Raw genomic sequence first — 23,214 nt, 5'->3', positions numbered from 1 at the left:
TCATACGGCTCCTCTGAGTCCTATGGCCGCGCGCCGCGACGCAGCAGCTGCGACAACGCGATCAACGCCACACACCAGATCACCGGAATGAACGGCACCCCGAAGCGGTCCGTCGGCGTCCCCACCACGAACGCCGCGGCAAACGTCGACAGCAGCACGATCCCGCCCACCGCCGCCAGCGATACGTCGCGCCGGTACACCGCCAGCCCCACGCCGACCAGGAACAGCCACCCCGCGAACGGGCGCAGGGCCCGCGAGGTGTAGAACCACTCGTTGAACAGGCGCGTCAGCGGCTGGTCCTCCAGGTGGTCGATCCCGCGCCGGTTGTCCGCCACCAGGAACAGCAGCCGATCCTTGCGTGGCTTCAGACGCGCGTTGTTCACCGCCACCACCGTGTCGCTCGGGAAGTTCGTCGGCGCCGCGATCGGCTCCCCGCGCAGCGCCCGCGAGTAGTACTCGTCCGACGGCGCTACCGGCTTCATCGCCCCCGTCTGGATGTTCCACAGCCCCAGCTGGCTGACGAACGCCCGCACCGACGCCCTGTAGAACGCCAGCGGCTCGCGCGCGGTCGCCTCTTCCATGAACGCCCTCTGCTGCTGGTCGCCCTTGTTGGGCCCGGTGAAGCGCGCATCGGTCGCCAGCTTGGACCGGTTGAGCAGCGCGCTCAGGTCGTTGTCCACGAGCGCCCGCTTGAGGTGCTCGTTGCGGAACGTGAGCCACTGCTCTTTCGTAAAGAACTCCGCGAAGTTGGCGTCGTGCGCCCGGTTGCCCTGCGCCGCCAGCAGGCGGTTGTAGTGGATCTTGGGCCGCACCAGCGACAGGTTGCCGTACACCCTGCGGATCGAGAGCACCCCCGGCAGCACGATCAGCGCCGAGACCACGCACACCACGACCGCCGGCACCGCCCGCCGCCGCAGCGTCCCCGCCCCCGGCAGCAGCAGCACCAGTGGCACAATAAACGCCAAGATCTGCAGGTTCTCGCGGGTCGCCGCCCCCGCCGCGCACAGCAGTGCCAGCGACAACGTCCACCCCCACGCCACGCCCAGCCCCTTGCCCAGCCGGTCGCGGATGGTGAGGATCCCCAGCGACACCGCCATCATGATCGCCGCCGAGGGAAGTTCCCGCAGCAGGTGCGCCTCGTACGTGATCAGCGAAGGGTGCACACCGACCACCAGCGCCGCCCCCACCGCCCACCCGTGCGACGCCCGCGCCCGCACGAAGTGGTACGCCATCAGGCTCGTGCCCACCGCCATCAGCGCCATCATCCACGCGAAGGTGTCCAGGAAGTGGTTGGACACCTTCATCGCCGCCGCGATCAGGATGCTGAGCCCAGGCGCCTTGTAGTCGGGGAAGTTCGCAAACCCCTTGCCGTTGGCCAGCCCGTCCGCGGCGTCCATGTAGTCCATTCCGTCGCTGGTGATCAGCGTCGGCACGAACACCGCCACAAGCGTGTGCACCGTCAGCACCAGCAGCGCGATGACCACCGTCGGCGTCCCGCGACACCGCAAAACCGGCGGCACCAAACGGATCACGCCGTACAGCCCCGCGCACACGACAACGAGCACCCCGAACATCGCCAGCGAGCCGGCCGCAAACGCCACCGGCCCCGCCGCGTGATCGACTATGAATCGCACCGTCGGGCGCGCCCCGGTCACGCGCCACGTCGTCTCGTCCACCCGCTCGATGTCCTCCACCGGCTCCAGCGTCGCCCCGCGGCTGAACACCCAGCGGTTCGCGACCGCAAACGTCAGCCGCGCCCGCGTGATCGCAAGCGTGTCCCCCGGCGACGCTGCGCACGCAAACGTCACCTCACCGGTGTCATACACCGGCAGCCGGCGCGTCAGCGTCCCCGACGGCGGCCGCCGCAGGTCGCCCGGAATCACAGCGATCTCCGACCCGCCCGCGCCCCCGGTGGGCAGCGTCACCACCTCGCCGCGGAACCGCACCGTCACCTTCCCGGTCCGCGGGGTCTTCCCGTACCCGACGGCGATCACGCCCGTGTCCACCGGAATCCGCAGTGTTCCCGGCCCCGGTCCCACGTACAGAATCCCCGGCCCGTGCTCGTTGGGCACCCACCCTTTCGCCCGCCCGTGATCGGTCAGCTTCACCAGGTTGTACTTGGTGTCAGCGTCAGTCTTGAGCGAGTACAACCAGAACTCATACGGCTGGTCCGGCGCATCCTCACGCGGCTCGACCGTGATCTCCACCACCCGCGACTGGTGGTCGTCGAGCTCCACGTACGCCCCGTGCCGTGTGCCATCGTCCGCGCGGGTCCACTCCACCGTCCAGTCGCGGGCGGTGGGCGCCGTTACTTCGGCGAACACATGCCGCCGCAGCAGCACCGGCCCGAACCACGCCCACGCGCCGATGCTCGCGAGCACAAGGGCAACAAACATCAGCACCCGCCGGTTGCCGCGGGTGTCGTCCGGGATACGCATGAATCGGTTCGTGGGCGTCAAGCCCGCAGGATAGCGGGAACCCGACCATCCTTGCACCCGCCCTGTGGCCCATCAGCCCCCATCAGGAGGATGCCACGGCCGTGAGCACCACGTCATGATCCCGCACCGTGAGCGTCCCCGGCCCGTTCATCCCCGCCGCGAACACGATCCGCACCTGCGGCGCGCCCGTCGGGTAGAACTCGCCATTCCCAAGGTGGAACAGCCGTCGCGCCGGCTGGGGCTTGCGCTGGAGGTGCAGCGCGCCCTTGTCGATCTTGATCTCGATCAACACGCCCGCCGCGCTCCCCGTCCCTGCATAACTCCCTACGAGCCGCTGCATCTCACCCTCGCTCAGCGGCTCGGACTTCGGCCCTTCGCCCGCATCCTTGAGCGACAGCAGGTACTCGTACACGCCCTTAGCCGCGTCCCCGCCCGCGCGGGCATGATCCAGCAGCGGAATCCCGTGCGGCCCCGGTATCCGCTGGATGCCCGGGCGAGCCTCGATCATCGCCCTCACGCTCGCAAGGTCCCCCAGCATGGCGAACGTGAACAGGTCGGGCCGCGCCCCGTGCTCGATCAGCAGCATCGCGATCTCGCGGTTCCCCACGTGCGACGCCGCGCCCAGCGCAGACTCCCAGTCCCCGAACCCCCAATCCCACGCGCCTTTGGCCAGCGTGGGATGACGCGTCACAAGCTCCCTGACCCGTGCAAGGTTGCCGTGCGACGCGCCCACCATATCCCGAACCAGGTCCGGGTTCTGCCTGGGGAAGTGCTCGAAACTCACCGCCGGCTCCGCACCCTTCGTGCCCGAGCCGGGCTGCATCGCAAGGGCCGCCGGCGCAAGCCCCAGCAGCGAGGACACGGCCAGCATCGAGCGGCGTGACAGTTGATCGGTGCTCATGGTTCGCTCCGTTCTACTAACTAGGAGACCACCCGCCGCCATTCCCGTCACGGCAGCATCCGCGCCCGCAACCCCGGCGGCAGCAGCGGGCACGCCTCTTCCGGCCTCCCCAGCCGACGCCGGTTCCGGGCGACAATGTCGTACGCCGCGTCCGCGATCGGTCGCGGAACAGCGGCGAGCACCACTGAAGCCACCCGCCACAGCCCTCCCAGCGCCCCCAGCACTCGCCCAACCGCCGCCGATCGTGCCAGCAGCTGACCGTCATCGCCGAGGACCGTGAGACTGTCGGGGAGCGTCGCACCCGCGGATGAAACCCGGTCCCGGAACGTCTCCCCGTCCAGCGGGGCGAACACAAGGCCACCGCGGCGGTCCTCCGCCAGCGCGAACCGCACGAACCCGTGGCACAGCCCGCAGTGCCCATCAAAGAAAACCTCCAGCGGCCGCCCGCCGCGTCGAGCCGGAATCCACGCGGGGTTGAACGTGAACAGGTGCAGCAGCACCATCCCGAAGCTCAGGTCCGCGAAGTCGATGAGCACCATCAGGCTCACGTGCATCATGAGCATGGCCAGCCAGATGAACGGCCGGATGCGGCGGATGATCGCCAGCGGCGCAAACGCAAGCTCCAGTCCCAGCCCGCCCCACGTCGCCCACTGAAGCAGCTCCGCCGGCAGTGACAGGAGGAACTCGCGCAGCCACGTCGGGCGTGCCAGCGGGTTCTCCAGCACGTGGTGCAGCGCGGAGCCGTCGACCCACGAGGGGCTGATCAGCTTGGTGTAGCCGCTGTAGGAGTATCCAAGCGCCATCAGGACCCACGCCCCCGCGAAGATTGCCGGCGGGAACCGCCACGATCCCGCTGGGTCCACCCGCCCGCGGGCCACGAGAGAGCCGTACGGCACCACCGGCAGGCACGCGTGCGCCAGCAGCATCCACCCCACGAACGGCAGGCTGGGATTCGCGGTCATCGGGTTGCGCCCGAAAAGACACGCGAGCACGTACCACATGAGGATGGCCGCGACGCGGTCGCGCCACCCCAGGAGGAACGCCACCGCCGCCGCGCCCGCAATGGCCAGCAGCAACTGCACGAACGCCGGCGAGTCATTGATCAGCAGCACGCTGGGAAACAGCTTCATCAGCGGGCTCGCCGCGCCCTCGGGCAGCATGCCCGCGTTCGAAAACGTCTCGCCCGCCCAGGGAATCAGGTGCACGAAGTGCACAAGCAGGTACGCGCCGACAGTGGCGCGGATCAGGCTGTACTGCCCCCCGGTCCAGCCGTTCTCGCCCAATGGACGCCTCGCGGCGGTGGTGGGGGTGCTCATCGCGGAGCCTCCAGCAGCAGCGGAAGGCTCTCGACTCGCTCCGGGTGCAGCGGCGTGTAGCGGATGCGCACGGGCGAGCCCCGCCCGGTGTCGTCGATTCCAAGCTCCTTCAGCAGCGGGGCATCACCCGCGAGCGCATACTCCAGGATTGGCCACAGCATCGGCTCGAGCGCCGGCTCGGTGGTCATCACCGGCGCGAACGCCAGAACCGCACCGTACGCGTTCCGCCGGTTGTACGGCCCGCGCATGTTCGTGTAGATCTCCGGCGTGAGTTCCACCGTCACCAGCGTCCCGTCGCCCCGGTTCCACTCCAGCGCGAATCGCGTCGAGAACGTCTCCAGCCCCTTGGCCGCGGAGAAGACCTTGGGCGCCGGCGACGCGCCCGTGGCCGCGGCCACCCCCTTCAACGCGGGTACACGGAAGATGTCGCCCGCCATCTGCGCGACACCCAGCCCCACAAGAGCGCACGCGGCGATGGTCTCGCGCTTCACGGCTTGCTCCCCTCCATCGGCACCGGCTGCGTCGCGCCCACGCTGGTCACGTCCACGCCCAGCAGCATGTCACCCAGCCGCTGCTCCTGCTCGCCGAACCCGCAGCGGAAGTCCACGTCGCGCGGGTTGTGGAATGTGCCGAACAGCATGTCCCACAGCGGCAGGTCGGAGAAGTTGTAGTGGTGGATGCCCTCCCGGTGGTGCACGCAGTGGCTCTCGGGCCGCTGGATGATGTATCCCAGCCAGTAGGGCGTCCGCACGTTCCAGTGGTAGAACAGCTCCGCGAGCCCTGTCAGCAGCACCGCCCCCGCGGCCTGCTCGGCGTTCAGTCCGCACACCAGGTATGTGATCGTGCTCGAGAGCACGCCGTTGATGAACAGCTCGATCGGGTGCTTGTAGAAGCTGGTGATCACCTCGATCCGCTGCGGGCTGTGGTGCAGCTGGTGCACCCAGCGCCACAGCAGCGGCACCTCGTGCCGCCACCGGTGCCACCAGTAGTACACGAACGTGATCACGAAGTAGCCCAGCAGCGCGCCCCCCACGCGCCCCAGCGGCTCGGCCGACCACGGCTGCCACTGCTTGAACCACCGGTCCCACAGCAGCCCCGCGATGAACACGAACCCCACCTGCACCAGGTTCACGAAGATCGCCCGTGGCCACCACCCCTTCACCCTCGGCCAGTTGCGGGCCGGGCGGAGCGCCTCGACCAGGATCATCACGACGGCGAACGCGAGGACGGTGATGAAGACGAACATGTGGCGGAGTGTATGTTAGTGCATACTAGTCTGTCAAGGGATGTCCTGGGAAATGGAAACGGGCCGCGCCTGTGGAGCGCGGCCCGTGGTGGTTGACGATTCGAAACCCCCGCGAATCGGATCAGCTCGCGGCCATCTTCGCGGCCTTGGCCTTCGCGTCATCCAGCGTGCCGACGTACATGAACGCCGACTCGGGCAGGTCGTCGCCCTCGCCGTTGCACAGCCGCTCGAAGCTGTCGATCGTTGACTCGAGCGTGGAGTCCACGCCCTTGAAGCCGGTGAACTGCTCGGCCACGTGGAAGGGCTGCGACAGGAACCGCTCGATCTTGCGGGCGCGGGACACGGTCCGCTTGTCCTCTTCCGAAAGCTCGTCGACGCCGAGGATGGCGATGATGTCCTGGAGGTCCTTGTAGCGCTGCAGGATGCGCTGCACCCGCATCGCAACGCCGTAGTGCCGCTGCCCGATGATCTGCGGGTCGAGGATTCGGCTGGTCGAGGCCAGCGGGTCCACGGCCGGGTAGATGCCCTTCTCGGCGATACCACGCGCCAGCACGATGAACGCGTCAAGGTGGGCGAAGGTGGTGGAGGGGGCCGGGTCGGTCAGGTCGTCGGCGGGCACGTAGATGGCCTGCACCGAGGTGATAGCGCCCTTGCTGGTCGAGGTAATGCGCTCCTGCAGCTGCCCCATCTCCGTGGACAGCGTGGGCTGGTAACCCACGGCGCTGGGCATACGCCCAAGGAGGGCCGACACCTCGGAGCCCGCCTGCGTGAAGCGGAACACGTTGTCCACGAACATCAGCGTCTCCTTACCGGAGGCGTCGCGGAACTCCTCGGCCATGGTGAGGGCCGAGAGGGCGACGCGGAGACGCGAGCCCGGCGGCTCGTTCATCTGGCCGAACACCATGGCGACCTTGTCGAGCACGTGAGCGGTCTTGCCGTTCTGGTCGGTGTAGCTGGCTTCCTTCATTTCGCGCCAGAGGTCGTTGCCCTCGCGGGTGCGCTCACCCACGCCGGCGAACACCGAGTAGCCACCGAAGTTCTTGGCCACGCGGGCGATCATTTCCTGGATCACGACGGTCTTGCCGACGCCGGCGCCGCCGAACAGACCGATCTTGCCGCCGCGGACGAAGGGGCACAGCAGGTCGATGACCTTGATGCCCGTGGGCAGGATTTCGGTGTTGGGGTTGAGCTGGCTGAACTCGGGCGGCTGCTTGTGGATGGGCGAGGTCTTGGTGGCGTGCACCGGGCCGGCCTTATCGATGGGGTGGCCGAGCAGGTTGAACACGCGACCGAGCACGCCCTCGCCAACGGGCACGGAGACGGGGCCGCCGGTGTCAACGCAGGGCATGCCGCGCCGGAGGCCGTCGGTGGAACCGAGGGCCACAAGGCGGACGCGCCCGCCGCCCAGGTGCTGCTGAACCTCGCCCACGAGGTTGAGGTCGCCGACCTTGGTCTGGGCCTTGATCTCGACGGCGTTGTAGATCTCCGGGAGCTGGTCCTCGGGGAACTGGGCGTCGAAGGTCGAACCAATCACCTGCGTAATCGTGCCGGTCGTGGCCATTTCGGGCGTTCCTTTGCCCCTGGGATGGCCCTGCGAACGGAGCCTGTCCGGTGGGGGGCCAAAGGGTAGGTGTGTTGGGGGCGGGAGGCTAGGGCCGCAGTGCCGTCGCCAATCGCCAACGACGTCGCCACCAGCGGTGGGATCCCCAAGCCATGACTCCTCTTCACTCCTCGGATAGCCCAGGCGGTCTGCCCATCGAGCGAAACCCTCTCGACAGCACGGTTAGTGTTCACTAGGCTAACCCGATGTCCCACCCGTTCCGGTGCAGCACCGTTCGCCTCGTCGTCCTCGCCACGTTGCTGCTCGCCCTCACCGCATGCAGCGGCCCTTACAGCGCTGGCTGGGGCGATGCTGGGGCGCTGCACCGTGCGGCGCATCGCGGGGATGTCCGCGCCGTCGAGGCGGCGCTCGCGATGGGAGCCGACCCAAACGAGGAGGCGCAGATTCCGCGGCGTGACTACACGGGACGAAAGCCCGTTGCACCGGTGGCGCCATTGACGCTAGCGATCCAGAACGGCAAGGTTGTCGCCGCGCGCGCGTTGATGAAGGCCGGGGCCGAGGTGAAGCCGTTCGTCATTCCGCACGCTGTGTCTCACGGGGAACCGATGATCCGCGCGTTGCTGGATGGCGGCCTAGACCCCAACGCCCCCGTTCCCGGGTCGCCCTTCGACGGCGCCACCGCGCTCCACTGGGCCGTGTACTACGAGAACCCTGGCGTGGTGAAGTTGTTGCTGGAACGCGGCGCAGATCCAAATGCACGCGCGAAGGATGGCGAGACGCCGCTGATGTGTTTCTGGTGGCATGAGACCAAACGAGGACCGACGGTTGCGAGGCTTCTCATTGCCGCGGGAGCCGACCCCGCGGGCGAAGAGAATCCGGCCAGCCTCGCCCCGGGGTGGCGTCCACGTCCACGCCGCTCAAGCACGCGCGCGCTTTCAACCGTGGCGACATCTAGCAGGTGCTGGTCGAGGCCATTGAGAAGGGCAAGGCGGAGTCGCGGCAATAAGCGCGACGAGAAACCTGGGGGAGGAAGCATTCATGAGATTGCTAGTCGCCATGCTGTCCGCGGTTTGTGTCACACTCGCTGGCTGTGGCGGGACGACGCTCTACGGTCACCCCTACATCCCCGACGCGATAGACCCAGCGACGGTACCGGAAGCGTGGGCGAGGGCGCCGCTCCCGGGTAACTCCCGCGGGGTGCTGAAGCCGGTCGGCGTGCGGCTGCTGGAGCCGAACCTGCTGATTGTCGACACCCTCTACGTGAGTCGCAGGTGGGACACAGTGAGTTCGCAAGCCCGCGTCGCGAGGTACATCTACAACGGCGAACTGTGGGGAGCCATGGCGGGCAAGGGGCTGACGCTCGAGATGTGCGACGGGGCGCGCGTCGAGGTGCTGCCGATCGATATCTCCTCGCCGTCGAAGTACAGCCGCGACGGGTTCCTGCCCAAGACACTTGAGACGAGCACGCCGGCCCGCATCTACACGGTGTTCCCGCTCGTCTATAGAACGGCGCGGCCGCTTGAGGTGGGGCAGTGTGTGACGGTCCGGCCGTGGCGCGTCGGCGAGCACACCGTGGAGCCCGATACCGACCCGGTGACGTTCACGATCGCGCCCTACCAAAGCGCGGAGGCCCACCGATGACCCGTGCCGCTGTATTACTCCTTCTTGCTCCGGCCCTGTTCCTGCTCACCGCGTGCGCCCTGCGCCACACCACGCCCGACGGCCACACCTTCCGGAGGTCCGCCAACCAGGCCGCTGTACAGAAGGAGCTCGGGCCACCCGACCTCGTGCACGAGGGCGTCGACCCCTTCGGCATCATCGGCGGCCCCGTCAGAACAGCGTCCCTGTACTACCTCTCCCGAGGCTACCGCGTCGGCTTCAGAGAAGACACCCTCCGTGCCATCGAACCACTGGACCCCAACCGCCGTGAGTGGGTTGAGCGGATGATCGCCGTTCAGCGTCTCGCCCCCAGGGGCTCAAAGGCTTCGGAGGTGCTTGAGCGCCTGGGCGACCCCGACTACATCTGGGTTCACCGACACGACGGCCGTAGGTGGACCCATGTCTACGAGGGGCCGTTCTCTGAGTACGGCCACCCGCTCGACCGCCACGAAGTGGTCGCGCTCTGGCGCTCGCTCCACGCCCAAGTCGTCTTCACTTCGGGCGCGGTGACTCGGTCATCGCACGTGAGCGACGAGGAGTTGCTAGCGAGCCATGCGACGCACTGAGCATGGGGCCTCACGAGCCCGCCGCGCAAGCGAGGGTCTCCCGCCGCAATCTCCGCGACATCAACCAGTCCCGACGCCTCCTATGCCGTCCTCTGATCTCCTATGACCTCCTATTCCCCTCCACCACAACCCCTTACATCCACGACCTTGCAAATCCCAAACACACCCCTTGACACCCCAACCAAATCCCGTATTCTCCCCTCGTCATGGTCGCGCCGTCCCCACTCCCAGACCTCCCGCAGCGGCACCTACTGACCGCGCTCCTGGAGCTCAACGCCGACCTTCCGGCAGTCGCTGCCCGCACCCGCACGCCCCTCGATGAACTCACAAGGTGGGCCCACTCCGAAGCGGTCCACGCCTGGCTCGAGGCCCACAACCACTTCGCACAAATCGCCCGCGAGCACCGCGAACTCTCCCGCGTCACCCGCAACCTCGACGACCTCGAAAAACTCGCCGCCACCACCGACAACCCAATCGAAAAACGCCGCATCCTCACCGCCATCCTCCGCGGCGCCACCGCAATCCTCAGCGGACGCGCCTTCCGCCCCCGCACGCCCTCCCGAGAGGTGACCACGGCCGAGTCGCAGAGTCGCCGTGGCGAAGAACGTTTGGCGCGCGACCCACAGCCCGCGTCGACTCCTCCTCGCGAGCTGGCCCCGCTACCGCTCACATTGCAGCCCGCACCCGCGAAGACCTCCGCTCCCGCGACACCCCGCCAAGCAGACCTCGCCGACCGCGCCGACATACCGGCCCTCCCGTCTACACCCCCAATCTCAATCCCACTCTCCCCACCCTTCTACAGCCAAGACCTCCCCCTCGCGCGCACCAAGCGCAAGCACTCCGCCTCCCACCTCCTCGCCACCGCAGGCCTCCCCGCGCCCTAGTTCTCATCACCCCAACGGGACGGCCGACCCAATCTCAATAGCAAGGCGACCGCGCCAAAGCGCGGGGTTGTTCACTTCCCCAGCCACACCGTCACATCCCCGCTCTTGTAGTTGCTCGACGCCACGTCCATCTTCCCGTCGTTGTTGAAGTCCGCGGCGATGGCGTAGCAGGGGGCCTTGCCTGCCTTCAGCTCAACGCGCTCGGGGCCGAGCTGGCCATGGCCGTTCCCGCGGAGGATGAGGATGTGGCCGCGGAGGCCGGCGAGTACGGCGTCGTTGGTGCCGTCGGCGTCCATGTCCGCGATGTCGATGCCCCACACGGGCACGTCAAGCGTGAGCGGTGAGTTTTTGGCGGGCTTGTGCGTGCCGTCGGGCTGGGCGAGGAGGACGTCGATCATGCCGACGTCATCGTGCGAGACGAGCAGGTCGGCGCGCCCGTCGGCGTTGAGGTCGCCGGCGCAGACGTACCCGGGGCGCTCGCCGAGAGTGATGGGGAAGCCGCGGGCCATGGTGAACGCGCCGTGCCCGTCGTTGTGCAGCACGGCCACCGCGTTGCCCTGGAGGTTGGTCACCGCGAGGTCGGGCCTGCCGTCGGCGTTGAAGTCCGCGGCCGTGAGGCCCTCATAAGGATGGCGCCCCGCCGCAAAGGGCGAGCCCTTTGCGGGCGAGAACGCGCCGCCGCCGTTGCTCAGGAGCACGGAGATGGTGTTGTCATTGGCATTGGTCACAGCGAGGTCGGCGCGCCCGTCGGCGTTGAGGTCGGCCGCGACGATGTCGTGCGAGTGGGGGCGCGTGCCGTCGCGCGACTTGACGGTGACGTCGGACTTCGTGAACGCGCCCTTGCCGTCGCCCCACAGGAGGTGGACGTTGTACGTGTCGTGCTCGATGCACGCAATGTCGGCGTGCCTGTCGCCGTTCAGGTCGGCGACGGCCACGCGAAGAGCGGTGGGCCCGACCTTGACGTTGTGGCCCGCGGCGCTGAACGAGCCCTTCCCGTTATTGAGCAGCACGGCCACGTGCCCGGCGTTCGCGTCGTGCTTCTGCCCGCAGCACGCCCCGCACGCGAGCACGATGTCCTTGAAGGTGTCACCGTTCACGTCGGCGCTGACCAGCCGGCCCGCCTGCGGCCCGACAGGGAACGGCGACCCAGGCGCTTCGACGAACTGCGGCTTGCTGGTGTGGTTTGCGGCGACAAGAGCGAGAGCGACCAGTGAGGTCAGCATGCGGGTACTCCTTTGCATGCTGGACGCGCGAGCGCTCGCGGGTGTTATCGATGTTCGCTCAGTTCCGCGTCGATGCGTCCACCGCGGCGTGCCACCAGGCGTCCATGGCCGCGGGGTCGAGCTTGAGGATGAGGTCGGGGTCGACCTTGGTGGGGCCGATGTGGCGGGCGAGGGCGTTGCGGACCTCGCGCCGGTAGTCGGGCGGGACGCGGTGGAGGAGGTTCCACAGCGTGGGGGCGTCGGCGGGCTTGCTCTGGTCGAGGTACTTGAGCAGCATGTCCTCGCCGTACTTGGGGTCCTTGATCATGAAGCGGACGCCGTCGTCGAGGGCTTCGACGGCGCCGCAGGCTTCCTTGGAGGCGAGGACGCTGAGCGGCAGCGAGGGGCCCGAGCGGGCGTCGATCTCGCAGGTGGCGGGGCCGAGCACGCGGGTCTCGCGCTTTGGCCACTGGATGTGGGCTTCGCCGACCTTGCAGATGATCTGCGTGGCGTCGGGGGTGGTGGTGATCGAGGCTGCGGTGCCGGGCTTAAGGGTGATCGGGTTGGCGTGGACGCCGACCATGAGCGGCTGATCGGCGGAGCCGACCTGGGCCATGATGTTGCCGCGGGTGAGGGTGAGCCAGGGGAACTGGTCCGGGCCCTCGCCGATCTCGAGCGTGGCGTTGCCCTCGACCTGCACGCTGGAGCTGGGGCCGGCGGTAAGGGAGACGCGCCCGCCTTCGCCGACGGTGATCGCGCGGAGCGTGGCGGTGGACTTGAGCGGGCGCGGCTCGCCCACCTGCACGTTGCCGGTCGTCGAGGCGATCGCCCAGGTGGTGGTGGGCGCGGGTGGCGGGAGCTTCTTGGGGTGGGTGGTGACCAGGACGTAGCTGGTGAAGCTGACGAGGAGCACTGCCGCGGCGACGAGGAGCGGGCGGAGCGAGCGGGCGGACCACGCACGCGAGGGTGCGCGGAGCTCGCCCCGGTAGCGGAGGGAGGCGAGGGACTCTTCGACGCGCGCGGTCGTGGGGTCGGGCGTGCCGGTGCCGTCCCAGAGGTACTGCTCGTCGGGCAGCAGGGGCGAGTTGTCGCGGCGTTCGTCGCTCACGGCGTGCCCTCCTTGGCGGCTTCGGCGGCGAGGCCGAGCGCGGCGCGGAGCATCGACATGCCGCGGCAGAGGTTGACGCGGACGGAAGCGTGGGTCATGCCGGTGGCGGCGGCGATCTGCGGGCCGGTGAGGCCGGCGATGAGCCGCAGCGCGAGCGTCTCGCGGTACGCGTCGGGGAGCTGTCGCAGATGGTGGAGCACGTGGTCTGGGTCCAGCTTCGGGTCGGGCGTGGCATGCGGTGTGTTCGAGGGTGCGGCGTCGGCCAGTTTCACAGCAACGGACTTGTTGTGTGCCTGGGCGGTCTTCTGCTTGCGGCCCCAGGTGTTGGCCTCGTTGCGGGCCATCTGGCAGAGCCAGGCGCCCAGGGCGCGGGTGTCGCGGAGGTCCTTGAGGCGCGGGAGGGCTTTGAGGAAGACTTCCTGGGTGAGCTCGTCGGCCTCACGCCGCGCGACGGTCATGAGTAGGAGCGAGTGGATGATGGGGGCGTACCAGCGGTAGAGGTCGGACCAGGCGGCGCGGTCCCCGCGCGCGGCCGCGGCGACGAGGTCGTCGCCGGGCTCGGGTGCGAGTGGGGTGTCCGAGGTCAGCCGCAGCAGTGGGGTGCTCCTTGAGCGTGCATCCTACAGGCGGGGCTCAGCAGCCGTCGTCGAGGGCGTCGCGGGCCATCTGGGCCGCGGCGTCGCGGAAGCGGCCGAGCTTCTTGAGCTCGTTCTCGAGGCGGAGCTTGTCGAAGTCGGTCTGCTCGGCGTTGCGGAGGAGGTCGCGGATGGTGGAGAGACGCTCTGGGGTGAGGACCTCGAGGCGGGAGACGAAGACGCGCGTGACCTTGTCCGGCGTGGGGGAGATGGTGAGGGGGAGGTGCTGGTCGATCACTTGCTGGGGCAGGAGGACGAGAACGCGGGTGCCTTCTTCACCGAACCAGTGGTGCTTCCAGGTGGAGACCATGGCCGCGGCCTCGTCGGGGAGGAGGCCGGCGCTGGTGAGGGCGGAGGTCATGGCGGACTCGAGCTGCGAGTCGGTGGTGTTGTCGTTGCCGAGGGTGAGGACGGAACTGTTGCTGACGGCACGGTGCTCGGAGAAGCGGAGCTTGCCATTGAGGCGCTCGAGCGTGAAGGCGTGGGTGATGGGCTTGGCGTTGGGCGTGGTGAGCTTGAACTGGTCGGCGCCGAGGGGGGCGGCGGTGAGGCCGAGGTCGAGGTTGCCGACGCCGCGGTAGAAGAGGAAGCGTTCGGCGTGCTCCTTGCCGTCGTGGGTGACGTGCACGGTGTCGCCCTTGGTCTTGCGGGCGTGGGCGTAGTGGGAGGCGCCGGCGTCGGGGAGGGAAAGGGAGTCGCAGCAGGCCTCGGGGACGACCTTGACGCGTTCCCAGCGGATGGAGGAGCCCTCGGCGGGGATGGTGGGGGACTCGAGCTTGGCGGGGGTGCTGGCGGAGACGGGCGGGTAGACCTCGGTGATCAGGCCCTTGGGCATGTTCACTTGCACGGAGAGTTCGAGGGGCGACTTGGAGTGGAAGTAGATGACCGGCGTCTCCATGCGGTGGGTGCAGCGGAGGGCGTTCTTGATGAAGTCAGGGGTGTCGGCGGGGAACCAGCGGTCGCCGACGAAGCGGGCCTGCACGAAGGGCGGCAGGTCGTCGGCGATGCGGAGGTTGTGCGGGACGTTCTGGGCGACGGGCCCGGAGAAGCTGGTGAACGTGCCCCACTCGTGCACGGTAAAGCTGCGCGGCTCGGTCGGGGTGGTGGCGGAGAGCAGGGTGGCGATCGCGATGGCGGAGAGTGTGATGGGCATGGCGGCCTCCTTTGTGTAGAGGAGACGCGCGGGGGTGCGGGGGTGTTAGCAGCGCGAACGAAGGGCGCGCACGAAAAAAAAGGGCGGGCCTGCGTGGCCCGCCCCGGGGATCCTGCGTTCACGCGTGAGTTACCGCGGCGTGGTGGGGCTGGTGTTGGGGGAGGTGTTGGGCGAAGTGGTCGGCGTGGTGCCGGTCGCCGGCGCGGTTGAGGGCGTGGTGGTGCCGGGGGTGGTGGTCGGCTGGCCGTTGCCGCTGCCGGGGCTGGGGGTCACGGGGGCGTTGGGCCGGCCGGGCGAGGAGCTCGGAGTGTTGTCCTGGCGGCGCGGCGAGGTTGTTGTCGGGCCCTGGAGGGAGCCGGGGACGGTGCGCGTGCCGGGGCCGGAGGGCGTCGCGCCGGGCTGGCCGCTGACGGTGCCGTCGGGGCTGAGGCCGGGACCGGTGTTGTTGTTGCCCTGGTTGTTGTTCTGATTGTTGTTGCCGAAGACGTTGTTGTTGCCATCGAAGCGGTCGTCGAACCCGTCGGTGTTCACCTGGCCGGTGAGGGAGGTGCGGATCTCGACGAGGTACTGGAGGAGGATGCGGTTCTGAAGGAGCGCGTTCTGCACGACGGTGGCGAGGCGGTCGAAGCGGGTGTTGCTGTCGGCGAGCTGACGGGCCTGGCCGAGCTGCTGGAGGATCTGGTCGTTGTTCTGCTGGAGCTGCGCTTCGAGGCGCGCGAGGCGGAGCTGGAGCTGCTGGAAGCGCTGCTCCATCGCGGGGTCAACCGAGAAGACGCGGTTGTTGCTGTTGTTCAGGTTGCCGCCGGGGATGATGGGCGTCTCGATGATGCCCTGGTTGTTCTGCGTGCCGTTGGGCGGGAGGACGGGCTGCACGCTGGGGTCGTTGAAGGTGGGCGGGATATTGGGGTTGTTCTGGTTCTGGTTCGTGCCGGTGTTCTGATTCTGGTTCGTACCGGTGTTCTGGTTGTTGCCAGTATTCTGATTCGTACCGGTGTTCTGGTTCTGGTTCGTGCCTGTGTTCTGGTTGGCACCGGTGTTCTGGTTGGTGCCTGTGTTCTGGTTGGTACCGGGGGTGGTGCGTTGTGGGGTGCTGGGGCTGGTGCGCGGCGAGGTTGTCGTCTGCGCGAAGGATGCGGTTGTGAGGGCGATCGCCGCGAGGCCGGCGAGGCTGGTGAGGGTGCGCGTGGTCATGTCTGGGACTCCTTTCCTGGGTGTTCCTCCATGCACCGTACAGGCGCGGCGGGTGTACGCCCACCGCGCACCAAGTGGGGCAGATGGACGATGAGCCTCGATTCACCGGAGCCCCCAGGCGAGCGGTGTCGCCACCCCGCGCGGGACGCCGCTACCATGGCCCCCACGCCTGAACGGCGGCTGAGGAGTGCTCATGAAGATCCACGAATACCAGGCCCGCGACCTCCTTCGTCAGTACAACATCCCGGTGCCCGCGGGGCAGGCGATCGGCTCCATCGAGGAAGCGGCAGGCGCGTTCAAGAGCGTGACGGCGGGGCAGGCCTCGCCGCTGGCGGTGGTGAAGGCGCAGGTGCACGCGGGCGGGCGCGGCAAGGCCGGTTTCGTGAAGCTCGTGAAGACGGCGGAGGAGGCGACGGCGGCCGCGCGGTTCATGTTCACGAACCGGATGGTGAGCCCGCAGACGCCGCCGGAGGGGCTGGAGGTCACGAAGCTGCTGATCGCCAACGGCGTGGACATTGCACAGCGAAAGGGCGGGGGCAATGAGGAGTTCTACCTCGCGATCACGACGGACCGCACGACGCGCCGGAACATTCTGATTGCGAGCCGCGAGGGCGGGGTGGAGATCGAGCAGGTCGCGCATGACCGGCCCGACGCGATCATCAAGGAGCCGCTGCACCCGCTGCTGGGGTTGCAGGGTTTCCAGGCGCGGAAGATCGCGTTTGCGCTGGGGTTCACGGGGAAGCACGTGAACCAGGCGGCGGCGATCATGCAGAACCTGGCGCGGCTGTACATCGAGAAGGACTGCACGCTGGCGGAGATCAACCCGCTGATCATCACGGCGAGCAACGGCAGCACGCCGGGGCAGGTGGTGGCGATCGACGCCAAGTTCTCGTTCGATGAGAACGGGCTGTTCCGGCACACGGACATCCAGGCGCTGGAGGACCCGACGGAGGAGAACCCGGCGGAGCTGAAGGCGAAGAAGTTTGGGCTGACCTACATCGCGCTGGACGGGAACATCGGGTGCCTGGTGAACGGCGCCGGGCTGGCGATGGCGACGATGGACATCGTGAAGCTCGAGGGAGCGAGCAAGAACATCGAGCCCGCGAACTTCCTGGACGTCGGCGGCGGGGCGAGCGAAGAGGCGGTGACCGAGGCGTTCAACATCATCCTGAGCGACCCCAAGGTGAAGGGGGTGCTGGTCAACATCTTCGGCGGCATCATGCGGTGCGACGTGATCGCGCAGGGGATCATCAACGCGGCGCGGAAGTTCAAGAACCCGGACGGGAGCGTGGGGTTCAAGGTGCCGCTGGTGGTGAGGCTGGAAGGAACGAACGTGGAGGCGGGGCGGCAGCTGCTGTCGTCGGCGCGCGCGGACATCCCCACGATGCAGGCGGCGACGGACCTGACGGACGCTGCGCGGAAGGTTGTGGCGGCGGTGGCGTGAGTCGATCCGGGTGCTCGTTCCTCGTCCTGAAAGAAGAGATCTGAACGCAGAGCTCGCAGGGGGCGCGGAGGGTGCGCGCTGTCAGTGAGCATTCAATGGATAGATTCGTTAGTCTGCGTGCATGGCGAGGTCGCTTTACGCGCAGCTGCACCAGCGTTTTTCTGACGGCGACCATCGGCTCTCGCGGCGCGAGGTGATCGGCGCGGCTTTAGCCGCGTCGGCTTCGCTGCTGATCAGTTGTCGCAGTCAGCCGAGAGGCCGGGCGCAGGGGCCGCGGGTGGTCGTTGTGGGGGCGGGGTTTGGGGGGCTTGCGTGCGCGTACGAGCTGCGGTGCGCGGGGTGTGATGTGGTGGTGGTCGAGGCCCGCAAGCGGGTGGGCGGGCGGGTGCTGTCGTTCAACGCGAAGAACGGGAATGAGTTCGCGGCGGGGCGGAACGTCGAGGGCGGGGGCGAGCTGATTGGGAGCAATCATCCGACATGGCAGCAGTACGCGCGGCGGTTTGGGCTGAAGCTGCTGGATGTGACGGAGAGCGAGGACCCGGGGCCGATCCACCTGCGGGGCCGGGCGCTGTCGGATGGTGAGGCGCGGGATCTGTACAAGGGGATGGAGCCGATTTTCGCGGAGCTGACGCGGGAGGCGGCGGGGGTGGACGCGGAGAGGCCGTGGGAGATGGGGCCCGAGATCGACATGGTGTCGGTGGCGCAGCGGCTGTCGCGGATCAAGGGTGATGAGCTGGCGCTGTACGCGGCGGGTGTGCAGCTGGCTGCGGACAACGCGGTGCCGACGGCGCGGCAGAGTCTGCTGGGGATGCTGGCGTGCATCAAGGGCGGCGGGCTCGAGCGGTACTGGACGCACAGCGAGACGCACCGGTGCGAGGGGGGCAATCAGCGGCTGGCGTTGGCGCTGGCGCGGGAGGTGGGGAAGTCGCGGGTGCTGCTGGGAACGCCGGTGGCGGAGATCGATACGGAGGAGGCGGTTGGCCGCGTGACGCTGGCGGACGGGTCGGTGCTGGAGTGTGATGAGGTGGTGCTGGCGGTGCCGCCTTCGGTGTGGCAGAAGATTGCGATGAGGCCGAAGCTGCCGTGGCAGTTGTCGCCGCAGATGGGCGAGGCGAGCAAGTACCTCGCGGCCGTGAAGTCGCGGTTCTGGGAAGAGGCGCGGCGATCGCCGGATGCGTTCAGCGATGGTCCGATCAACGAGACGTGGGATGGGACGGATGGTCAGCGCGGGCCGGGGCCGGCGGTGCTGGTGGGGTTCAGTGGGGCGAGGGACTCAGAGCCGCGGTTGGCTGATCCGATGCTGGGGAAGAGAAGCGGGACCGATCGGCGCATGCAGATGGAGGCGTTGCACCCTGGGTTCGAGGGGCAGTTCATGCGCGAGGCGCACATGGATTGGCCTCGCGACGAGTGGACGGGGGCGGGGTACTCGTTCCCGTCGCCGGGCGAGGTGACGCGGAATGGGCCGGTGCTGCACGAGGGACTCGGGCGGCTGCACTTTGTGGGCGAGCACGCGTGCTACCGGTTCTGCGGGTACATGGAGGGTGGGTTGAGCTCGGGGGCGGCGGTGGCGCGGCGGATTGCGGGGAGGAGTGGGGTGGGGGTGGGGTGAGGGGGTGGAGGAGTGGAGGAGTGGAGGAGTGGAGGAGTGGAGGAGAGGAGGAGAGATGTGGGATGTGGGATGTGGGATGTGGGAAGCCTGCAGACGCAGCCATTGAGTGTCAAGGGCGGGCGCTGGCGTGGTGCATCGGTGTGATTCACCCGCCCCGCTGGGGCGGCGATTGGGGTGTGACTGGTACCGGGGGCGTCGAAGCGCCGCCCCCGGCTAAGACCGTGCGCGGCTCTGCCGCGAAGAGGGAAGGCACCGTCCGCCGCGAAACAGAGGGCTTCCTGAACCAGCCAGCCTCGGTTTCGCGCGGGCCTATTCCATGCCGGGGTACCAGAGGTAGTAGACGCCGGCGGTCTCTTGGGTGGTGAGGTCGGCCAACGGGTTGTTCAGGTCCATGCGGAGGGAGAGGGTTGACTTGGCGGGCTCGGTCGTGGGGGCGACGGCCCAGGGGGTTCGGGCGGGGTAGTTTTCGTCGGAGTACTTGACGAGGGTGGCGCGGGAGAGGCCGGCGAGTTTTTTGGCGGCGGCGAAGGCCTCGCGGACGCCGCCGAGCTCGTCGATGAGGCCGAGCTCGAGGGCCTGGGCGCCGGAGAAGACGCGGCCGTCGGCGACGGTGTCGACCTTGGCGGGGTCGATCTTGCGGCGGGCGAGGACGAGCGAGCGGAAGCGGGCGTAGTACTCGTCGACGAGGCCCTGGAGGATGGCGAAGTGGCCCTCGCGCGGGGCCTCGAAGGGGTTGGCGATGTCCTTGTTGGCGGCGCTCTTCACGGAGCGCGAGGAGATGCCGATCTTCCGCATGCCTTCGCTGAAGTTGAAGGTTGGCATGATGACGCCGATGGAGCCGGTAATGGTGGTGGGCTCGGCGACGATGTGGTCGGCGGCGAGGGCGAGGTAGTAGCCGCCGCTGGTGGCGATCTCGCCCATAGAGGCGACGACGGGTTTGCGGCTGGACTCCGCGAAGCGGCGCAGCTCGTGGTACATGATGTCGCTGCCGGTGACGGTGCCGCCGGGGGAGCTGATGCGGACGACGATGGCGCGGACGCTGGGGTCGTTCTCGGCCATGGCGAGGCGGACGGTGAAGCGGTCGACGGGGTTGGCGCCGGCGCCCAGGAGCGAGGGCTTGTCGGCGTCCATGATGAGGCCCTTGACGTCGATCATGGCGACGCGGAGGGAGCCGGCGTTCTGGTCGGCGAGGACGGTGGCGGGCTTGAGGTTTCGCTCGGGGAACTCGCCGATGCCGATCTCCACCCGGGGCGAGCAGGCGGTGAGCAGCGTGGATGCGAGGGTGGTTAGGAGCAGCACGAACGCGGCGTGAGCGGTTCTCATGGGGCGAAGTGTAAACCGCGTGAGAGTGGGGCGGCAGATGGTGAAGACGCCGAGATGAAGGCATCTCGGTGGCACGATGTATGGGTCGGACTACACCCACACGGAGTTGCCATGAAGCTCAAGAAGCTCGATCAGCAGGTCATCGTGATTACCGGCGGCACCAGCGGCATCGGCCTGGTGACGGCGCGGCTGGCGGCGAAGAAGGGGGCCAAGCTCGTGATCGCGGCGCGGAACGAGCAGGCGCTGCGGGAGCTGCAGGATGAGCTCGCGTCGAGCGGGACGGACGCGGTGTGCGTGCTGGCGGACGTGGCGAACGAGCACGAGGTGGAGCGGATCGCGGCAACCGCGACGGAGGCGTACGGCGGGTTTGACACGTGGATCAACAACGCGGGCGTGAGCGTGTATGGGAGGCTGGAGGATGTGCCGGCGGAGGACCACCGGCGGCTATTTGAGACGAACTTCTGGGGGCTGGTGTACGGGTCGCTCACGGCGGCCAAGCTCCTGAAGCAGCGGGGCGGGGCGATCATCAACATCGGGAGCGTGCTGAGTGATCGGGCGATCCCGCTGCAGGGGATGTACAGCGCGAGCAAGCACGCGGTGAAGGGATTCACCGATGCGCTGCGGATGGAGCTGGAGGAGGAGGGCTCGCCGGTCAGCGTGACGCTGATCAAGCCGAGCGCGATCGATACGCCGTACACCAAGCACGCGAAGAACTACATGGACAGCGAGCCCAAGAACCCGGCGCCGGTGTATGCGCCCGAGGTGGTGGCGCGGACGATCCTGTACTGCTGCGAGAACCCGCAAAGGGACGTGACGGTGGGGGCGGGGGGGAAGATCCTGTCGACGATCGGGGCGGTGGCCCCGCGCCTGACGGACAAGGTGATGGAGGGGATGTTCTTCCAGGGGCAGAAGAGGAGCGAACCAAATCGCGGCGATCAGGACAGCCTGCACGAGCCGAGCGGGCGCGACCTGGAGGAGCGGGGCGAGTACCCGGGGCACGTGTCGGAGTCGAGCCTTTATACGGCGATGCGGCTGCACCCGTTGATGGCAAGCGTGGCGGTGCTGGGGGCGGCGCTGGCGGTGACGGCGGTCGTGTTCGGGGCGACGGGGCGGGGGCCGATGCGGGGCAGGACGCTGCGCACGCCGGACCTGCGGCGGGGCGTGCCGCGGGCGTTCACGCGGGTGGCGAAGACGTACAACAGGGCCGGTCAGCCGGTCGCGCGGGGGATCCGCACGGCGGCGAAGAAGGCGCCGAGCGCGCGTGCGGCGTTTGAGGAGTGGGTGAGTGCGCGGCCGTTCAAGCGGTAGGGGAGAGGAGTAGGTCAGATAGGACTCATAGGACTAATAGGACTCATAGGACCTATCAGCTACATCGCGCGACGCTCGGTCGGTCTCAGTAGTTGCATGACGAGCCAGACGGCGAGGCCGGCGAAGGCGAGGCCGAGGACGGCGCCGGCCACTGGGAGGCTGGCGGCGCGCGCGGTGGGGAGGCGTGATGGAGTGCGCGCGGGTGGGAGTTCGGCGCGCCGTTGGATGCGGAGGAGCGTGGTGACGCCGCCGAGGGATTCGATCTGCACGTCGGCCTCGTAGCCGGGCTGGGTGTTTACTTCGCGCACGGCGATAGGGGCGTCGGCGTAGTGGTCGTGGACGCCTTCGAGGTCGTCGCCGGTCTGGATGAGCACGGCGGGGGGTTCGTCGCCGCGGGGCTCGAGGGTGATGGCGTAGAGGCGGGCGCCCTCGGCGACGGGCTGGTCGCCCATGTCCGAGCTGAGGACCTCGACAGTGACTCGCCAGCCCTGGTACATGCGGGAGAGGCCGTCGAAGTAGGGGCCCCATATGGCGCGGGGGATATCGTGGGTGAGGGTGTTGGTCATGCCTGCTCCTTCTCTGATGAGGGAGCGTGGCACACGGACCTGAAAACAAGCTGTGGGGGGCGTCAGGCGGGGCGTTCGACGGCGTCGAAGACCATCATGACCTGGGAGCCGTAGAGCGGGTAGTCGATGCGGCAGCGGTAGCCGCGCATGCGTTCGCCGTCGAAGTTGGCGCGGTCGAGCACATGGGCGACGAGCTCGCCGTACCGGCTGATTTCGGCGGAGCGGAAGCCGCGGGGGCCTTTGCCGAGCGCGGTGATGGACTCCATCATGTCGATCTGGTCGATGTCGCGCGTGGGGTCGTTGGGGTTGGCGACGCCTTCGAAGCTGGCGTCGTAGAGGCGGAGCTGGGGTTCCTGGCCTCTGTAGAGGTCCTCGTGCACCAGCAGGTCGAACTGGAGGAGCTGGGCAGGGGTGGTGACCTCGGCGAAGAAGTAGGACTTGCGGCTGGTGCCGCGGGGGATGTAGCGGTTGAGCTCGTCGCGGTTCACTTCGGCGAAGACGAGGTCGACAGCGGAGTCGCCGCCGAGGTCCTCTTCGCCCAGGAGGTAGAAGACGGTCTCGCCGACCTGGCGGACGTCGAGGCGCGGGAGCGGTGAGGAGCAGAAGGGCTCGACGAGCGGGCTGGTGTCGTGGGTGATGGGCTGGCCGGCGAGGGTGAAGGGCTGGCGGGCGGTGGGGCCCTTCGTGAGACGGCGGCTGGAGAGCTTGACGGTGACGCCGGGTCGGACGCGGTGCAGGCCGTGGAGCTGGTTGAGCCAGACGACGTCGATGTGCTCGCCGTCGGTTGATGGGGCGAGGAGGACGGTGGCGCCGAGGACGTCGGCTTGCGCGCCCTTGAGCTGGCTCATGGCTTTGAACGCGGCCTGTTTTCGGCGGAGCTCGAACTCGCGGCGGGCCTCGGGGACCCAGGCGGAGAGCATGGCGTCGAGGAGGCTGCGGTCGCCGAAGTGCGTGCGGATGAGCTCCTCGAAGGCGTCGATGGCGGAGTTGGCGGCGGCGGAATCGCCCTGGCTTGCGCCGCGCTTGCTGGCGGCGCGGACGAGGCGGCGGAGGGGCTCGGGGCCGGGCATGAGGCGCACGGCCGTAAGGGGGTCCTGCGAGCGG

20 protein-coding genes are annotated in these 23,214 nt (G+C 68.4%); 6 read left to right on the top strand and 14 right to left on the bottom strand.

The window, feature by feature from the left end:
• Window positions 1-20: 20 nt before the first annotated feature.
• The 6 genes from VD997_03815 to atpD form a co-directional block, all read right to left on the bottom strand.
• Entirely contained in the window at window positions 21-2,459 is a 2,439-nt protein-coding gene (locus tag VD997_03815; protein HYE61101.1) for a hypothetical protein, read from the bottom strand.
• Between the two features lie 61 nt (window positions 2,460-2,520).
• Window positions 2,521-3,339: a hypothetical protein gene (locus VD997_03810; protein HYE61100.1), complete on the bottom strand. Its 819-nt coding sequence runs from the start codon at window positions 3,337-3,339 to the stop codon at window positions 2,521-2,523.
• Between the two features lie 47 nt (window positions 3,340-3,386).
• Window positions 3,387-4,655, bottom strand: a complete 1,269-nt coding sequence (locus VD997_03805) for a DCC1-like thiol-disulfide oxidoreductase family protein (protein ID HYE61099.1) — start codon at window positions 4,653-4,655, stop codon at window positions 3,387-3,389.
• The gene (locus VD997_03800; protein HYE61098.1) at window positions 4,652-5,146 is read right to left on the bottom strand and encodes a hypothetical protein; all 495 of its coding nucleotides are present in this window, start codon (window positions 5,144-5,146) and stop codon (window positions 4,652-4,654) included. Before VD997_03800 ends, VD997_03805 begins: the two co-directional genes overlap by 4 nt.
• Window positions 5,143-5,901, bottom strand: a complete 759-nt coding sequence (locus VD997_03795) for a sterol desaturase family protein (protein HYE61097.1) — start codon at window positions 5,899-5,901, stop codon at window positions 5,143-5,145. Before VD997_03795 ends, VD997_03800 begins: the two co-directional genes overlap by 4 nt.
• A gap of 121 nt (window positions 5,902-6,022) precedes the next feature.
• Window positions 6,023-7,462, bottom strand: a complete 1,440-nt coding sequence (gene atpD, locus VD997_03790; GenBank protein HYE61096.1) for a F0F1 ATP synthase subunit beta — start codon at window positions 7,460-7,462, stop codon at window positions 6,023-6,025.
• A 1,197-nt stretch (window positions 7,463-8,659) separates the two neighbouring features.
• Between atpD and VD997_03785 the strand changes: the two genes are divergently transcribed.
• From VD997_03785 to VD997_03775, 3 genes are all read left to right on the top strand, one after another.
• A complete protein-coding gene (locus VD997_03785) occupies window positions 8,660-9,103 on the top strand; it encodes a hypothetical protein (GenBank protein HYE61095.1) in 444 nt (147 codons plus the stop codon).
• Window positions 9,100-9,687: a hypothetical protein gene (locus VD997_03780; protein HYE61094.1), complete on the top strand. Its 588-nt coding sequence runs from the start codon at window positions 9,100-9,102 to the stop codon at window positions 9,685-9,687. The genes VD997_03785 and VD997_03780 overlap by 4 nt, the downstream gene beginning before the upstream one ends.
• 206 nt (window positions 9,688-9,893) lie before the next feature.
• Window positions 9,894-10,571 (top strand): hypothetical protein, encoded by a 678-nt coding sequence (locus VD997_03775; protein ID HYE61093.1) that lies wholly within the window; start codon window positions 9,894-9,896, stop codon window positions 10,569-10,571.
• A 71-nt stretch (window positions 10,572-10,642) separates the two neighbouring features.
• Here the strand turns inward: VD997_03775 and VD997_03770 are convergent, their stop codons facing one another.
• The 5 genes from VD997_03770 to VD997_03750 form a co-directional block, all read right to left on the bottom strand.
• On the bottom strand, window positions 10,643-11,794 hold the full coding sequence (locus tag VD997_03770; GenBank protein HYE61092.1) for a VCBS repeat-containing protein: 1,152 nt from the start codon (window positions 11,792-11,794) through the stop codon (window positions 10,643-10,645).
• Window positions 11,795-11,852: 58 nt separating this feature from the next.
• Window positions 11,853-12,881 carry a hypothetical protein gene (locus VD997_03765; protein ID HYE61091.1) on the bottom strand — a complete coding sequence of 343 codons (1,029 nt, stop codon included), beginning with the start codon at window positions 12,879-12,881 and terminating at the stop codon, window positions 11,853-11,855.
• Window positions 12,878-13,468 (bottom strand): sigma-70 family RNA polymerase sigma factor, encoded by a 591-nt coding sequence (locus VD997_03760; protein ID HYE61090.1) that lies wholly within the window; start codon window positions 13,466-13,468, stop codon window positions 12,878-12,880. The genes VD997_03765 and VD997_03760 overlap by 4 nt, the downstream gene beginning before the upstream one ends.
• A gap of 46 nt (window positions 13,469-13,514) precedes the next feature.
• Entirely contained in the window at window positions 13,515-14,669 is a 1,155-nt protein-coding gene (locus VD997_03755) for a hypothetical protein (protein ID HYE61089.1), read from the bottom strand.
• 129 nt (window positions 14,670-14,798) lie between these two features.
• On the bottom strand, window positions 14,799-15,860 hold the full coding sequence (locus VD997_03750) for a hypothetical protein (GenBank protein ID HYE61088.1): 1,062 nt from the start codon (window positions 15,858-15,860) through the stop codon (window positions 14,799-14,801).
• 193 nt (window positions 15,861-16,053) lie between these two features.
• Here VD997_03750 and sucC point away from each other — a divergent pair, with 193 nt between their 5' ends.
• Both sucC and VD997_03740 read left to right on the top strand, forming a co-directional pair.
• The gene (gene sucC, locus VD997_03745) at window positions 16,054-17,304 is read left to right on the top strand and encodes an ADP-forming succinate--CoA ligase subunit beta (GenBank protein ID HYE61087.1); all 1,251 of its coding nucleotides are present in this window, start codon (window positions 16,054-16,056) and stop codon (window positions 17,302-17,304) included.
• Window positions 17,305-17,425: 121 nt separating this feature from the next.
• A complete protein-coding gene (locus VD997_03740) occupies window positions 17,426-18,913 on the top strand; it encodes an NAD(P)/FAD-dependent oxidoreductase (GenBank protein ID HYE61086.1) in 1,488 nt (495 codons plus the stop codon).
• Between the two features lie 309 nt (window positions 18,914-19,222).
• On the opposite strand, the gene sppA is transcribed toward VD997_03740, so the two are convergent.
• Window positions 19,223-20,236, bottom strand: coding sequence for a signal peptide peptidase SppA (sppA, locus tag VD997_03735; GenBank protein HYE61085.1), 1,014 nt, complete (start codon window positions 20,234-20,236; stop codon window positions 19,223-19,225).
• 111 nt (window positions 20,237-20,347) lie between these two features.
• On the opposite strand from sppA, the gene VD997_03730 reads away from it, so the two are divergent.
• Window positions 20,348-21,544 (top strand): SDR family oxidoreductase, encoded by a 1,197-nt coding sequence (locus VD997_03730; protein ID HYE61084.1) that lies wholly within the window; start codon window positions 20,348-20,350, stop codon window positions 21,542-21,544.
• A gap of 59 nt (window positions 21,545-21,603) precedes the next feature.
• On the opposite strand, the gene VD997_03725 is transcribed toward VD997_03730, so the two are convergent.
• Both VD997_03725 and VD997_03720 read right to left on the bottom strand, forming a co-directional pair.
• Entirely contained in the window at window positions 21,604-22,110 is a 507-nt protein-coding gene (locus tag VD997_03725) for a DUF5335 family protein (protein HYE61083.1), read from the bottom strand.
• Between the two features lie 62 nt (window positions 22,111-22,172).
• Window positions 22,173-23,214 (bottom strand): hypothetical protein (locus VD997_03720; protein ID HYE61082.1); only part of this gene is annotated, 1,042 nt, incomplete at its 5' end.

The organism is Phycisphaerales bacterium (genome assembly GCA_035627955.1).
Lineage (GTDB): Bacteria > Planctomycetota > Phycisphaerae > Phycisphaerales > UBA1924 > JAEYTB01.
Note: the sequence above shows the minus strand (reverse complement) of the source record. Positions and strands in the feature narration are given on the sequence as shown.